Origin of the sequence: Actinoplanes aureus, from assembly GCF_015704865.1 — a bacterium.
Classification (GTDB): Bacteria; Actinomycetota; Actinomycetes; order Mycobacteriales; family Micromonosporaceae; genus Actinoplanes; species Actinoplanes aureus.
This window is the reverse complement of the sequence record NZ_JADQTO010000061.1, coordinates 1-14750: the sequence shown is the minus strand read 5'-3', so window position 1 is coordinate 14750 and position 14750 is coordinate 1. Positions and strand designations below refer to the sequence as shown.

Sequence of the window (14750 nt, the reverse complement as noted above, 5' to 3'; positions counted from 1 at the left end):
CGCGAAGGCCGCACCAAACGCGAGATCATGCGCAGCCTCAAGCGCTACATCAGCAGGCAACTCTTCCGGACCCTGCAGGGCGCCGACCTGGCCGCCAGCAGCACTTGACAGTTATAGAAGCATCTCATTGACTCGCGGCCCGGCTCGGCCTGGTTCTTTCCATGGCCGAGATGTTCGGTCATCTCCTCATTCAGCGCGGCCTCGAGCACGTTCTTGGTGAATAGCTTCAGCAGCCCGTTCCGGCCGGTCAGCTCCAAACCGCGAGCCTTCGCCTCGGCCACCATCGCCGCCGCGGCGGCCTGCTCCGGCGACAGCCGCCGCCCATCACCCTCGGTTTTCTTCGGTGGACTCACGTTCGATGTCATCACTGACGGTGCCCATCTCGCCGGACCTGAGCCCGGCGTGTCGGGCCGGAAACACCGCTCCTGGCACAGTCCCCCAGCAGCCCGGCGGCACGGTTCACCGCGCTGCACGAAGCGGTCAATCTAGACACCGGCGGCCTCGCGGACGGGCCTGACTACGACTGGATCGAACAACCCCGCGAACAGGTCCGTCGCCAAGGCATACGCGCTCGACTCCACCTAGCAGACCTGCTCGCCGAGCAAAGCCCGAGCGAGGCCAGCGATCTGGCCCAGACCGCCGCCGAACTCAACAGATACAACGAGGACGCCGCCCGGTACGCCATGCGTACCCTGGCCCGCATCGGCTACACCGCCGGTATCCATAGGCGCCTACAACGGCTTCATGACGCCCTCGACGAAATCGGCGAAGAGCCTGCCGCAGAGACCATCGCGGTCGCTGCGCAGCTCGTTGGAAGAACCTCCGGAGCCGCAGGCTCACTGAACGAGCAAGAAGCGCACCCGAAAGAGCGCCCAGACACCAGCCAACCAGGTACAGGCACCTGAAGGTCGCTCTATGCAAGCTGGCGCCATCAACCGGCGACGCTGTTGCTTAAGCATGGATCAACGGAATGTGAGTATTGGCCCACGCGCGATGGCCGCAATAGTTGTCAATCTTCCAAAGTTGTAATGCGTCAGAACTGTAACTAACTCGAAGATTCCAGGTTCCCCCAGTCGCACCGAGCACCTAGCACTGAAATGCCGATCTCCAGAAAGCGGAACTACCGCAAATCCCAGTTTCGCATCGGAACCATACCCGATTGGCTCGGCGAAAATATCGAGGTGCCATTCGCCTCCTAATAGGAGTGAAGATTGTTGATCGAGTATCCAAGATGCCATTACGTTAAACGCTTCCCCCACGATCAGCTCAGTGCCTGGCCTCCCGTTATTGTCGGCGACAGAAACATTCGGAGCATCTAGAGGTTCGAGGGTGAACGCCCGGACATTCGATTGCCGCTTTGCCCAATCGCGCGCATCCCCGGCTCCGTCAGATTCGGATGTGGTCATCCGTCTCACCCTTTCGAACCAGCCCGATGTCGGCATCTCTGGCTGCCAACAGATTGTCGAAATGAGGACCGAATACCCGGCTTCTGACAGGTAAGAGCGAGCCAATTAGCCTAATATCTATGCAACAAAGTGTCACTCGACCGGCCCAGACCGGAAATAAATTCCGCGATCGAGGTCGTTGTTAAGCAGCCCGAGGAACAAGCGAAGTAACGTTGAAGCCGATCACCGCCCAACGGCAAGCGAATTTTTCGGTCTTCCTTGTCGACTCACCTTCTATTCCAAACTTCACTGCTACCAACGGTTCTTAAGCCGTCATGAGAAGTATCCTCTTTTGCTACACCCCTAGCCGGCGACCGTCAAGGTGGCCCTATTACAGCCGAACCGAGCCTTGCTGATGCGTGGGTCGATACCGCGACGGGGGCGGTATCGACTACTTCGCGCTTGACAAGGGTCGCAGCTACGGCATCCTCGTCGACCTACCCAACCAGCGGCTACGTCCAAGGCGGCCGCCTCAGCGCCCCGGACGCAGTCCAGGTCGCCGAACGCTTCCAACTGCTCCCGAACCTCGCCCAAGCCGTCAACCGGACCATGCACGACCACCGCAAATACCGGAAAATCCGACCAAGACCGAGGCGGTCGCCCAGTCCTGAAACGGAGCCTCGGCGGGCCCCAGCGTCGAGGCGGCCCGATGGCTGGCGACACGTCGACGTCCATGCCTTCACGCCGAGGGCGTCGGCTACACCGCGAGAAGCCGAGCACTCAACCTTGCCCAAGAGACCGGTTACGCACCTCAGCGCCGCCACCGCCCAATACAGTCGGACCGCGCGTCGCAGCCCATCAAGCTACTTCTTCAATGCCGCCAGGAACTCCTCCTTCTCCGACCACCGGAACATGATCTTGAACCTCATGAGGCGAAGGTGGCTCACTGCGCGGTGTCCTGCTGACGACAGTCGAGTTCAAGTCCGCACGGGTCGCCGCTACCATCCGGAGAATTCCCGCGAGGGCGTGAGCCGTGTGATTGCGGGTTCTCAATCAGGAGAAGACATGACGGCCGATCAAGTCATTCGCCTCTTGACCGCGATCGCGGGCCTCCTCGGCGTCCTTGTCTGGCCGGCACTCGTGCTATTTGTGACCATTCGGTTTCGAGCCCCGTTGTCCGACTTCTTCAGGGACCTCGGTGAGTTCTCATTTAAGGCGCCCGGGTTGGAGGCGTCCGCAAGACGACGACAGGTGGAGGCCGCAGCAGCACTCGGTGCCGCCGTCGCAACGCGAGGCGGACAGCGTCCTGGCACAGCAAACCCCTTCGATGTCGCTGACGCCTTGGCTGAGGCGGTTCCTGATATGCGTAGTCAAAGGCGACTGCTCGGCCGCTCGGTGCTGTGGGTCGACGACCGTCCTGACAACAACCGCTACGAGAGGCGGGTGCTTGAAGCCCTAGGCGTGCGGTTGACGACAGCTGCTTCTACAGAGGAGGCCGTCGACCAGCTTAAACGCCAATCCTTCGACCTAATCATCTCGGACATGGGACGGCCCCCTGATCCACGCGCTGGATACACACTGCTCGACGAGTTGAGAAGCGGTGGCAACCACACCCCATTCGTAATCTACGCTGGCTCGCGTTCACCCGAACATGTCAAGGAAGCACGCCAACGGGGAGCGCTCGGCTGCACCAACTCGCCGCAAGAGCTAATCCAGATAGTGACCCAAACTCTGCGAGAGATCCACTATAAATGACAGCAGGTGAGGTACTGGCACTAACGGTACAAAGCCGCCGCCTGATAGCCACGAGCTGCCGACACACCGGGACGGCTGACGTATCGGCCTGTTGACAGGTCGGTCTGATAGGCGGCCACGGCGCTCACGGATGGGAAGACTGTTCAGGTGCATTCCGGTACCCGTATTTCGCCACGATCCCGCAGTCGGTGCCTCCTGTGAGGATGGCTGCGGCGGTGAACGTGCGGGTCTGTATCTTCCACACGTCGACGGTGTAGCCGTTGTTCAAGCGCGGGTGAATTAGTACTCCAGCAGGAGATCCGTTTCAGGGTTCGGTGAGGGCTTGGCGGGCGTAGTGGCTGGTCTTGGTGTCGGCGTCGGAAGATGGCCCAGCTGATGACGTCGGCGGCCTGGGCGGCGCCGGGGCTGCTGCGATGGCCGGACTGCCCCTGCCCGCCGACGGGAGCTGTCACGCGCTCACCGCAGCCTGGCTGCGGTCGATTCACTCAGTGCACGCGCGTCGGGCCTTACATGCGCGACCTGACTAGCCGGCTCAGCCGCTAAGGCGCAACGCAAGAAGCCCCGACCTGGCAATGCCAAGCCGGGGCTTCGTTCAACAGACGTGGATCATTCGGCCAGCTCGCCGACTCACCCGCACCCTCGCAGCGCCGAAATGACAGCCGGCCGGACGCAACTCCCGCCCAACGCGATGAGCCTGTGCTGTTCCGCGAATCCGCGGAGTCCTGCCGGTCCACCACGACGCCCGCACCGCCCATGCCGAGGTGATGCCGGCGCCGAACTCGGCTAATCGCGGCCCGCTGCGGCACCCCGGGTCCAGATGAAGGATCGGCTTGGCGCAGGTCGATAACGGCCTTTATGTAACTCAGACATCCGCGATTCACCGCAGCCACCGCCGAACTCCGGTCCACACACACCCATCGAGAGTCAACGGTGGCTGCTTTAAACAGAGTCGCTATCCCACAATCATGTCCAGGCCACGCTTGCGACCTCAGACCTCAGCCAGCCTCAGAAGTCGAAATCGCCACTCTTGACGCCGGCAACAAAGTCTCTCCACTCGACCGAGCTGTACACCAGGCAGCGCCGCTGCGGATCTTTGGAATCGCGCACGACGACGGCCTCTCCAGTGAACGCCACTTCAACACATGCCGAACTGGAACAGAACGAGGAGGTGCGCCACACGAGGCTCCTCATAAGACCGTGCTCAGTATGCATAGTCGCCCCTTCAGATCTATTTGAGTGAAACTAGGAAGAGATTTGACGGGCAGCGAATCACTGGCTTCATGCACCTGGCAGAAGAAGTTCGCTTTGCCGCCCATATCGTCTTACTGTTCTATACACACCGCCTTGCCCCCGAGCGAACCTTCGTCGTAGACGAGACCAGAACTGGCGAGTGCCGTTAGGAAACTGAAGCCCGCCACACACGCTTCAGTCGCCCTCAACAGAGAACAAGGGCTTGCAGTTCGATCCGAGATCCGAACTCAGAGCTTCGAGTTTGACAGGGTTTGGACTTCGCGATGCCTTGATGTAACGGCACGGATGGGATTCGACTGGTCTTTGACGGCGAGAGAAGCGGCCCTGACGGTCAACTCCTTCGAGCCGAGTTCAAGATCGACTTGTAGCCTGCCCGGCACCGCCCCGAGCCGCTGCGAAGCTTCTAGACCTAGGACTACCGGGCATGATCGCCACCTTCGTGATCGCATCAGCGTGTCATACACAAATGTGCCACATGGAAAGTGCCTGCGGCAATGCCAGTATGCAAACGACGGTGGCAATTGCCATGACGCTCGAGGGTTGGGGCGTGACGGTCAGTTGCCCGTCGGGCGGCCGTCTCGTGGTAATCGGGTTCGCCTCGATGTAACCGCATGAGGGGCAACTGGATACATTGATGAGGACGGCCACAGGAAGCTGCTGCCACCAGGCAGAAGGCCCCCGTGACGGCTCACGCGAAGACCCGCGCCCGTGGCGAGCGACCGATTCGCGCTGAGGACCTAGAAGATCCTGGCCACGCTGCGCTGGTGCCTACGTCGAGCCACGCCCAGCCGTGCAGGCGATCCTCGTTCTGCCCCCGTCGACGCGAGCCTCTGCGCAGGATGAAGGTGCTCACTGTTGCAACGGACCTAACAAATGCCGTGCCCTTGCCACGCGGTTCGTGGCCGGGAACGACTCGTTGGCCCTACCGCACCCCAGTGGGCCCCCGTGTAGAAGTGCGCTGCGAACCTCGACGGAAGAGCCAACGGCAGATTCGCCCCCCATCGGCAATCGGTCTGGCTCCGGCCGAAAATCGAGTCACGATCTTGCGCGCGTCTATATCTCGCGCCGACGATCCGTGAGGACTATATCAAGACGAAGCCCAATCAGCGGCCGCTGCGCGTCGATTATGTCGCAGGGATATACGACTTTTGATCGCGGACAACTAACCAAGATGGTAAACCAGCAGCGGTCATGACCGATATCCTCTTCACACGCCATCGAGCGGTCGCTTCGCACACGAACCTACGCATCACCGCCAAAGGAATGGACATACCAGGTTAACTCGAAGTCACTAATTCCGTGATCACGCTAAGAGACGCACACTCATACCAATGCACGCCTGCATGATACATCGGCCACGGTTTCACACATCAAATTCGCCGCCTTTAACTCCATCGACGAAATCACGCCACTCAACTCTGGTAAACATCAGACCTGGGCGCTGCGGATTTTTCGAATCCCTCACAGCCACGGAATCTCCCACGACTGCGACTTCTACGCACGCCCCGTTGCTGCAATGCGAGGACGTGCGCCAGGGAAATTTGTTTTCGAAATCCTCTTTGTTCCTCATTACGATCCCTCGGGATAATCTCGACCGGCTACAGCCCCACACCTAATAGCCCCTAAGGACCGCCTCCATGAACGAGTTAGATGCCCGCCGATCAAGCGCTTTCTCTTCGAGCCTTCCGAATATCTTCAAATACCGTTCCACTTCTTCGGACTGCTCTATATACGCCCCGGCACCAATGACACCCTCATGGTATACGATGTCGGACAAGCTCGCTGCCGAACCAGTCGATACTGAATTAGCGAATTGTAAGATGATGAATCCGGAAACCAAGCCTTGATACGCTCCGGCCGAGTACGGAATAACTTGACACTCTAAGTTCGATCCGGTGTTTAAATCGATGATCTTCCGGATTTGACCCCGCATGATTTCCCTGCTGCCGACCCATCGGTGTAATGCAGCTTCGTCGATAACGAATCTAAATAGAGCCCCCTTACTCAAGATCTGCTGCCTAGCGATCCGCACGTCGACTGCGTCTTTGAGGACCTCGGGAGCATCACTCCAAGGCCCGCTGATCGCAGCGGCGTACTCCGGCGTCTGGAGCAGGCCCGGAACGATTGCAACCTGATAATCGCTTATTGTTGTGGCCGCTCCTTCCAATCCGATCAACCGCTCATATCCCGGGTCGAGGTTGTACTGTGCCCACCACGCGGATTCCCGGCTCTCCTCGACGAGCCTCATGAGCTCGTCCCGGACGACAGGATCGGTTACACGATAAACGTCCATCAGGTCACGAACGTCGCGGGCGGAGATACTTCTCTGTGCCGTTTCGATCCGGCTGATCTTGGAGGGAGAGAGGAGTAGCCTCTTGGCCACCTCCGCAAGGCTGAGGCCGGCGTCGGTGCGATGTCGCCGCAGCGCCGCCCCGAGTTGTCGGCGACGAGCCAATGGCCCAGGGTGGCCGGAAATGATCGTTACCTCCGTGATCGCGGCGCGCTTCTTGCCAGGTGTCAATCTGCCACATTGCAAGTGCCTGTGGCAATGCCAACACGGCAAGCGACTCTGGCAATCGCCAGAACGATCAGTCATGATGTGAGAGCAGTCAGTTACAGATGTGTGTCTCCTTGTAGGCGATCAAGTCGATCTCAAGGTAACTCGGCCTGAAGGGAGTAGGAGCGTTTGCCCAGAACATCCCTACTTACGATGCCGCACGGATAGGCATCTGGTGACGCCGGGCTATCGGCGCCAAGCCCCGCGCACCGGTGTGGCCAGCGCGGCAACGTTGGCCACACCATTTAACCACAGCCCTAGCTTGTCGTGCGTAGAGACCTGCGCAATGCACTAAGCCAGTGGGGGCACAGCCAGTCTGCCTGGTCTTCGAGGACTTCCCGCCGCACGGTCTGCGTGGCCGATGATCACGGCGTGGTCTAGCTTCGCCTTCCAGGCAGAAGCCGCGCGCTGACGCTTGACGCTTTCACCGATCATGCTGCTCCACCGCCGCGCCGGCCCTCCGACATGAGGTTGTGCGCCGCTTCTGCCTCCGCGCTCCAACTCTGTGGCTCTCCATGGTGCTACGCGCGAAGCACAAATGACAGCCGCAAACCTGCAAACCTATTCCCGCGCCATCGATTCGGGACAGTCCATGAAGATCTCGGTAGCCGCAGACCCCACTCCCATAATGGCCGGCGTGACAACTGGCGACTGGCTCGCGATCGGCGCTGGCGTCGTCAGCGGCATCCTCACCGCGCTCGTTGCCATCGCGATCGCCCGCGTTCAGCGCTTCTCCCAGTTAGGGGATCGTGCCCAGGACCTGGCAGATCAGCGCGCGGAGCAGGCACGACTCGCTCAACAAGAGCGGGAGCGACAGAACCGACAGGCTAGACGCTATGCGCGCCAGCACCAATATCTTGAGACGAATGAGGTCCTTCGGCTTGGCCAGCAGATCGAGTGGCAGGTCCGTAACAACGGTCCTTACACAAAGACTGAACTGGACCACCTGCGCATAGGTGAACTCGCGATGGAAGCGGAGCAACTCGCTGCCCGAGGGCCGGATCGGTTATCCAGTCCTCTGCAACGCGTCTCCAAAGCGGCTTCTAGGCTGCAACAGATGGCCATGCCGGACGTGACCGACCGCCCGACTTCGCCGTCACCGGGGAACGTCACAACGGTAGCGATAACCCATGCCGAGTTTCGCCGGGCGATCCAGCAAGACCGACTCGCGCACAAGTTGGGTGAGGAACTTCAGGGGGCGTGGAACGCCTTGACCGAAGAATGGGGTAGTTGACCAGCTCGCGCGTGCACCGCGCCTGCTTGGATCCGATGGCTTGAACTGCCACCGGGCGAGGGCCGGCCTGAAGGCGGCAAGAGCAGGTGCGGCGGGCCGTGACCGGACAGGTGGCCAGCCGCCTCTCAAGTCGCAGCATTAGCTGGATCACGCTCCGGCGAGGTAGGTGGTGACGGCGTCGGTGGTGGACAGCTCGGCGGGGATGCCGTTCGGGTCGAGCAGGGCGGCGGTGTTGACTAGCGGACGGGCTAGGTGTTCTGACCACGGACGTTGGTAACGCGGCGGAGTTCCTGAAATAAATGAGGACCTCCGGGTGAGGTGGAGCTTGGCGAGAGTTCCGTTTCACCCGGGAGGTCCTCTATGCCCCACGCTAACGCCACACTGACCGAACGCGGCCGATTGCGACTCGCACGGTGCGTCGTGGACGACAAATGGCCGCTGCGGCGGGCCGCGGAGCGGTTCCAGGTCAGCCCGTCCACCGCGAAGCGCTGGGCCGACCGCTACCGGGCCGAAGGTGTGGCGGGTATGACCGACCGGTCCAGCCGGCCACACACGAGTCCGAACCGCACACCCCGCCCGATCGAACGCCGGGTCCTGCACCTACGCCGTAGCAAACGCCTCGGGCCGGTACGCATCGGCTGGCGACTCGGCCTGCCCGCCTCGACCTGCCACGCGATCCTGCGCCGGGCGGGCGCCGTACGCCTGGCCCACCTCGACCGGGCCACCGCCGAACCGATCCGCCGCTACGAACATGGCTCACCCGGTGATCTGATCCACGTCGACATCAAGAAACTCGGCAACGGCCCGGATCCGCACCCACTCCGACACCCCGTCGTCGCGGGCCCGGTACACCCACTCGGCGCCGACCACGAACCGCGAGGCATCGAAGCCCATCAGGTATCACTCCCTGCCGTCAGACCGGATCGGCTCCGTAGCCGCGGCGGTACTCGCCCGGTAGCCGTTACGCGAGTTGCTGCGTGCGCGGCACGCCACGCCGCACACTGAGTCGGCCTCGGCCTGAGCGGGCCATCGCAACCTGGATCCGCCGCGAACCAACATGTGCCCTGCAACAACGCTGCACCGCAAAGGGTGCTCCGACGGCACGTGCCAGCAATGTCACCCGATCGTGGACTCACGCCGGACTGGCTCCGTGGACCTTTATCTATGACTCTTTCTCCAGGCGCCGAACGAAAGGACCTCGGGTGCCCACCCCTGACAGTTCATCCGATCATCAATCATGGCGGCCCATAGACCACGGCACCTCGACTAGGCATGTGGTCCTTCTCATCGAGGCGCTCTGTTCCGCTGGTGTCACGACTTACCTGGTTACCGAATCCGTCAAGATCACGGTGATCGTTGCAGTGACAGCGGTGCCCGTTGCAGTGACAGCATTGCTGACCGTGGCTGTGAGACGCCGTGGTTGACCATGAGACCACGAGTGACGGCAGCACCGCACTAAGTTCGGACAAGGTCCGCGCGCCCCACGCCACCGGATCTCAAAACGGGACCACCACCGTCGTGAGCATGCCCGATGGCGCAACATCCCCACCAGCGACGGCGTTACCGGCACCGGCCATCCAGCAGGCGCCGGCCTCACGCGGGGACGGGACGACTGAGGCCTTAGAGGCTTTCTACCAAGCCACCTACCGCATCTTGCTCAAGCAGGCCCGCTATGCCGGAGCGAATGTGCACGAGGCCGAGGATGCAGCCGCAGCGACTATGGCCGACGTATACGAGCACTGGCACCGCCTGGACGATCCTCCCGCTTGGGCCCGACAGGCTGTGGTGCGGTTCTATCTCAAAGCCAAAACTCGCAATCTGGACAGGGTCCGTGCCCGGCAAGTCCGCCACGGCGTCGGCACTCCGCACGGGTGTACAGACGCACGCTTGAACGATTGGGAGGAGTGGCAGTACATCAAACAAATGCTGCTAAACGGCCTGACCGCTGATCAACGCGAGGTCGTGGCATTGGTTCTAGACGGCTACGGCCCCACCGAGATCGCCGGAATGATCGGTGCGACACCGCAGGCGGTGAGGCAACGGCTCAGCAACGCCCGACGCTCACTCGTCAAGCTTTGGACACGACGCGACGCCAGACTTGACGTGGGCAGCGGGGAGAACACGGCATGAGCGATCAATCAGCAGATCCTCCCGCCTCCCACGAGACTCTGGATGAGATTGATGCCGCCGTGGACGAGATTCCTGACGGAGAAATCGCCGCACGGCTCAACGCGTTACTTGCACATGTGGCAGGTTTACGCGTGTCCGACGCTGATCATACCGCGCCCTCGGAGGATGCCGTGTTGGTCAGATGGAAGGCCGAGCATGCCGTCGAGCTGGAGAACCTGATCGAGACCCTGGAGGCGACACGACGGGAATTACGCATCGTCCAGTCCGAAGTCATTGCGGCCAGAGCTCGCCGCGACGACCTCAACAGAGCGGCGAATCTTGCTGATCTCCGACTCGTCCAGGCACGCAGACAGCTCGCTGAGACCACTCCAGACACCGCCGCGTTCCTCGATGCCGTTAGCACACGCAGCCGGGAGGTCTTGGAGAACGCACACAACACAGCACAAAAGATCGTCAACGATGCCCACGCTCAGGCAGACGGCATTCTGGGGCGCGCCCGATTTCGTGCAGAGTTCGTGAATCGGTGAATCACCTCGGGATGTTCCTGCGTACAGGTGGCGCTGTGGTCGAAGGCTCGCGCACGGACCCGACTGGCGAGACAACCGCAAGCCCGCTACCCGGAACCCTGCCTGCGGAAGCAACTCGTTCCAGCTGCTCGGCACCGGTCACGCTGGCGCCTTTCATATCGCCGAGGTCGATAACAGTCCTTCTGTCATCACAGGTCGGCAAGACGCTGGTGTTGGCCGGCCGGTTCGGCTCAGCGAGGGTCTGGGCACGCAGGCGGAAATATTTGGCCGAGCTGCGGACGTCGTCCTCGGCGGCGCGACTGGCCAAGCTCGGCGGCAGCCCGCTCGGATTATCGGCTCCGAACGCGTTAAGCGTTGCGTGTTGGCGAAATTCCAACGGATCATGCCCGACCGAATAAGTATGTTCCCAAGACGGTGCGGCCTGGAGGGGGCTGATGTGCGGCGTGCGAGAAACCCGGCTTGGACTGCAGTGGTGCTGACGTTCGCGTTGACTTCCTGTGACGGCAGTCAGGAACATGGCGATCCCCAAGTTCCGTCAAGTACAGCTGTGGCTCCATCTGCTGCCGTTGAGACGGGGGCCGGCTGTGCGGCCGTACCAGTTGATCCGTCGGATCCCGGTAGCTTCGCAGCGATGGCAGCCAAGCCGGTCGCGTCGGCCGTCGCGGGCAGCGCCTTCCTTTCGGAGCTTTCCACGGGTCTGAAGCGTGCCGGCTTGATTGACTCGCTGAATACGGCGAAGGCGTTGACTCTGTTCGCCCCGGTCAATTCAGCCATCCGGAAGTCGAAGGAGTGGGCGTCCGCTAAAAGCCGCGACGAACTTGCGCGGCTGTTGGCGAATCACGTCTTGCCGGAACGCCTGTCCCCTCAGCACGTGCTCGGACGACATACATCGATAGCTGGGGCTACGGTTGCAGTCGAGATGGACGCTGGCCAGACGAAGGTGAACGGTGCGGCGCGCGTCATTTGCGCCAACATTCAAACTAGAAATGCGACCATCTATCTCATCGACACTCTTTTGTCGGCCGATGGCTTCCCCAGCTCAGGTCCCATAGTCACTCCGAAGTAGCAAGCGCGCTCGGCGCTTCAGGACCTATGACTGTCTTTATGCGGGGTTTCTGCCCCCTCACCTCTCGCCTCGCCCGGGTCGCCTGAACGGTCGTCCAGCACGGCGATGCGGTGGGCCGCCAAGCGGCGGGCCTCCCGACATGGGCGGAACCCGCCACAGTGCTACCCCAGACGTCTCATGGCGCCTTTCTGCGTGCCGGGCGCGTCCAAGCCGCAAGCGCTTGGGGTGGCTTCTCGACGGAGCGGGTCTTGAGACTTCCGGCACGTGATCAGCACAACCTGCCAACAGTTAGGCCAGCCGATAAATGCCGGCGCTCTTCCCGTGGTGCAGGAGTAAACGCGTGCTCCTGACGTGGCGGGGCTGCTTCGATTTGATAGTTCGAACAGGCAATTCAAGATGCCGATCCGGCCTCACGACCCTCATCCATCCCATGACCAAGGGGGCTTTTAGGTCGTACCTCTTGCAACGGGCATAGCTCACTCTTTGGGCAGGTCAGAACCTGCACGAGGAGCGTTCATGGCGGCTGAGCAACCGCGCATCTTGCTGGACCCGGCACGACGGGTATTTCGTGCACCATCGCGCCGACGCATGCCCGTAGTTGTGGTGTGTGTGTTGGCCATGATGGCCAGTTACGTCACCGCGAGTCCGGCGTCAGCGGCAACGGCAACGGCAACGGCCGTGACGCTAGCGAATCCCGGCGCCCAGGCAAGCCCGACCAAGGTCGCGGCATCGTTGACGATGGTGGCCACCGGTGGTACCACCCCGTACGTCTGGTCGGCGACCGGGTTGCCCTCGGGGCTGAGCATCAGCAGCGGTAGCGGCGTCATTTCCGGCACGCCGTCGGCCGCCGGCTCGTTCGCCACGACGGTGACGGTGACCGACGCGACCAAGCTGACAAGCAGCGTGTCGTTCGCGTGGAAGACCGGCGTGGTAGTCACCAACCCGGGAATGCTGGGCACCGCTACCGGGGCTACGGCGAGCACGACGATGGCAGCTCGAGGCGGAACGACGCCGTACACCTGGACGGCCACAGGGCTACCCACCGGTCTGAGCATCAACAGCACCACCGGCGTGGTTACCGGCACCGCTTCCACCGCCGGCGCCTACACGGCCGCAGTCACCGCCACTGACACGGCGAAGGTCGCCGGGACAACCTCGTTCACCTGGAACGTCGCGGCCGCACCGACCGTGACGAATCCGGGTGCCCAGGCAAGCCCGACCAAGGTCGCCCTCACGCTGGCCAACTCCGCCACTGGCGGCACCGCCCCCTACACCTGGACAGCGACAAGCCTGCCGGCCGGTCTGGCCATCAACGCCTCCACCGGTGCGATCACCGGGACACCGACCAGCGCGGGAACCACCAACACGATGGTGACCGCCACAGACGCCAAGAAGATCGCGAAGAGCGTGTCCTTCGCCTGGACAACCGGTGTGATCGTCAAGAACTCCCTCACCCGGGGAACCGCCACCGGCGCCGCCGCCAACGTGAGCAACTCGGCTACCGGCGGCACCACCCCGTACACCTGGTCGGCGACAGGCCTCCCGACGGGCCTGACCATTAACGCCTCGACCGGTGCCATTACGGGCACGGCCACCACCGCTGGCGCCTACACGGTCAAGGTGACCGCAACGGACACAGCCTCGATCGCAGGGAGCACCACCTACACCTGGAACGTCGGCGCAGCCCCCACCGTCACGAACCCGGGAGCCCAGCTGAGCACCACGGGTGCCGCCGTGTCCAAGACCGTCACGGCGACCGGCGGAGCCACGCCGTACACCTGGTCGGCCACGGGCCTGCCCGCCGGTCTGACCATCAACACCTCCACCGGCGCCATCACCGGCACCCCCACCGCAGCCGGTAGCAGCACGGCGACGGTCACCGCTACCGACGCCAAGCAGATCGCCACGTCGACGTCGATCGCCTGGACCGTCGGCACCCCGGTAGCCGTGACCAACCCGGGCACCCAGCACGGCACCACGGGTATCGCCGCATCCAAGACCATCACGGCTACCGGCGGCGCCACGCCCTACACCTGGTCGGCCACAGGCCTGCCCGCCGGTCTGACCATCAACACCTCCACCGGCGCCATCACCGGCACCCCCACCGCCAACGGCACGAGCAGCACAACGGTGAAGGTCACCGACGCCGCGAGCCGCACCCACAGCGTCACCTTCAGCTGGCTGGTGTACGCAACCGTCACAGTGACCAACCCCGGCACCCAGCACGGCACGACCGGCACCGCGACGACGCTGAACCTCACCGCGGCCGGTGGCGCCACGCCCTACACCTGGTCGGCCACGGGCCTGCCCGCCGGCCTGATCATCAACACCTCCACCGGCGCCATCACCGGCACCCCCAGCACCGCCGCCAGCAGCACAGTCACGATCACGGTCAGCGACACCGGCGCACGCACCAGCAGCATCACCTTCACCTTCACCGTCGCCACCCCCGTCGCCGTAACCAACCCCGGCACCCAGCAAGGCACCACCGGCGTCGCGGCATCCAAGACGCTCGCGGCCACCGGCGGCACCGCCCCCTACACCTGGACCGCGTCCGGGCTCCCGGCCGGCCTGGCGATCAACGCATCGACCGGTGCGATCACCGGCACACCAACCACCGCGGGTAACAGCACGGTGACCATCACGGCCACCGACACCGGACGCCGGACCGCCACGCTGTCGTTCTCCTGGACCGTCACCCCGGCCGTCCCACAGGCACCGACGGGTGTGACGGCGCGGGCGGAGGGTCCGCAGACGGTGCACCTGGCCTGGGCGGAGGTCCCCGGCGCGGCCGGCTACTACATCCACCGCAACGAGCAGGTGGTCAAGAAGACCATCGGCACCT

Annotated in this window: 13 protein-coding genes and 2 pseudogenes; 9 read left to right on the top strand and 6 right to left on the bottom strand. The window is 62.8% G+C overall.

Annotated elements, in window-relative coordinates:
- Positions 1–128: 128 nt before the first annotated feature.
- Positions 129–353, bottom strand: a pseudogene (locus I4J89_RS52180) (IS256 family transposase); the annotation flags it as partial.
- Between the two features lie 72 nt (positions 354–425).
- On the opposite strand from I4J89_RS52180, the gene I4J89_RS52175 reads away from it, so the two are divergent.
- Positions 426–905, top strand: coding sequence for an AfsR/SARP family transcriptional regulator (locus tag I4J89_RS52175; RefSeq protein ID WP_196420993.1), 480 nt, complete (start codon positions 426–428; stop codon positions 903–905).
- 57 nt (positions 906–962) lie between these two features.
- On the opposite strand, the gene I4J89_RS48410 is transcribed toward I4J89_RS52175, so the two are convergent.
- Complete coding sequence (locus I4J89_RS48410) at positions 963–1406, bottom strand: hypothetical protein (RefSeq protein WP_196420992.1); 444 nt, start codon at positions 1404–1406, stop codon at positions 963–965.
- Between the two features lie 1044 nt (positions 1407–2450).
- Here I4J89_RS48410 and I4J89_RS48405 point away from each other — a divergent pair.
- A complete protein-coding gene (locus I4J89_RS48405; RefSeq protein ID WP_196420991.1) occupies positions 2451–3140 on the top strand; it encodes a response regulator in 690 nt (229 codons plus the stop codon).
- 1005 nt (positions 3141–4145) lie between these two features.
- Here I4J89_RS48405 and I4J89_RS48400 read toward each other — a convergent pair.
- Positions 4146–4319 carry a DUF397 domain-containing protein gene (locus I4J89_RS48400; RefSeq protein WP_309238801.1) on the bottom strand — a complete coding sequence of 58 codons (174 nt, stop codon included), beginning with the start codon at positions 4317–4319 and terminating at the stop codon, positions 4146–4148.
- A gap of 496 nt (positions 4320–4815) precedes the next feature.
- Between I4J89_RS48400 and I4J89_RS48395 the strand changes: the two genes are divergently transcribed.
- On the top strand, positions 4816–4998 hold the full coding sequence (locus tag I4J89_RS48395; protein ID WP_196420989.1) for a hypothetical protein: 183 nt from the start codon (positions 4816–4818) through the stop codon (positions 4996–4998).
- Between the two features lie 756 nt (positions 4999–5754).
- Here the strand turns inward: I4J89_RS48395 and I4J89_RS48390 are convergent.
- On the bottom strand, positions 5755–5961 hold the full coding sequence (locus I4J89_RS48390) for a DUF397 domain-containing protein (protein WP_196420988.1): 207 nt from the start codon (positions 5959–5961) through the stop codon (positions 5755–5757).
- Between the two features lie 42 nt (positions 5962–6003).
- A complete protein-coding gene (locus tag I4J89_RS48385) occupies positions 6004–6912 on the bottom strand; it encodes a helix-turn-helix domain-containing protein (RefSeq protein ID WP_196420987.1) in 909 nt (302 codons plus the stop codon).
- A gap of 574 nt (positions 6913–7486) precedes the next feature.
- Here I4J89_RS48385 and I4J89_RS48380 point away from each other — a divergent pair.
- Together I4J89_RS48380 and I4J89_RS48375 are read left to right on the top strand one after the other, a co-directional pair.
- Positions 7487–8182, top strand: coding sequence for a hypothetical protein (locus I4J89_RS48380; protein WP_196420986.1), 696 nt, complete (start codon positions 7487–7489; stop codon positions 8180–8182).
- Positions 8183–8542: 360 nt separating this feature from the next.
- Positions 8543–8989 (top strand): annotated as a pseudogene (locus I4J89_RS48375) (leucine zipper domain-containing protein); the annotation flags it as partial.
- On the opposite strand, the gene I4J89_RS50705 reads toward I4J89_RS48375, so the two are convergent.
- Positions 8939–9076 (bottom strand): hypothetical protein, encoded by a 138-nt coding sequence (locus I4J89_RS50705; protein ID WP_230860836.1) that lies wholly within the window; start codon positions 9074–9076, stop codon positions 8939–8941. The pseudogene I4J89_RS48375 and the gene I4J89_RS50705 overlap by 51 nt on opposite strands.
- Positions 9077–9706: 630 nt before the next feature.
- Between I4J89_RS50705 and I4J89_RS48370 the strand changes: the two genes are divergently transcribed.
- From I4J89_RS48370 to I4J89_RS48355, 4 genes are all read left to right on the top strand, one after another.
- Complete coding sequence (locus I4J89_RS48370; protein WP_196420984.1) at positions 9707–10312, top strand: RNA polymerase sigma factor; 606 nt, start codon at positions 9707–9709, stop codon at positions 10310–10312.
- Entirely contained in the window at positions 10309–10839 is a 531-nt protein-coding gene (locus tag I4J89_RS48365) for a hypothetical protein (RefSeq protein WP_196420983.1), read from the top strand. The genes I4J89_RS48370 and I4J89_RS48365 overlap by 4 nt, the downstream gene beginning before the upstream one ends.
- A 631-nt stretch (positions 10840–11470) precedes the next feature.
- Positions 11471–11905, top strand: coding sequence for a fasciclin domain-containing protein (locus tag I4J89_RS48360; RefSeq protein WP_196420982.1), 435 nt, complete (start codon positions 11471–11473; stop codon positions 11903–11905).
- Between the two features lie 516 nt (positions 11906–12421).
- Positions 12422–14750, top strand: a 2329-nt coding sequence (locus I4J89_RS48355; RefSeq protein ID WP_309238800.1) for a beta strand repeat-containing protein, incomplete at its 3' end; no start/stop codon positions are given.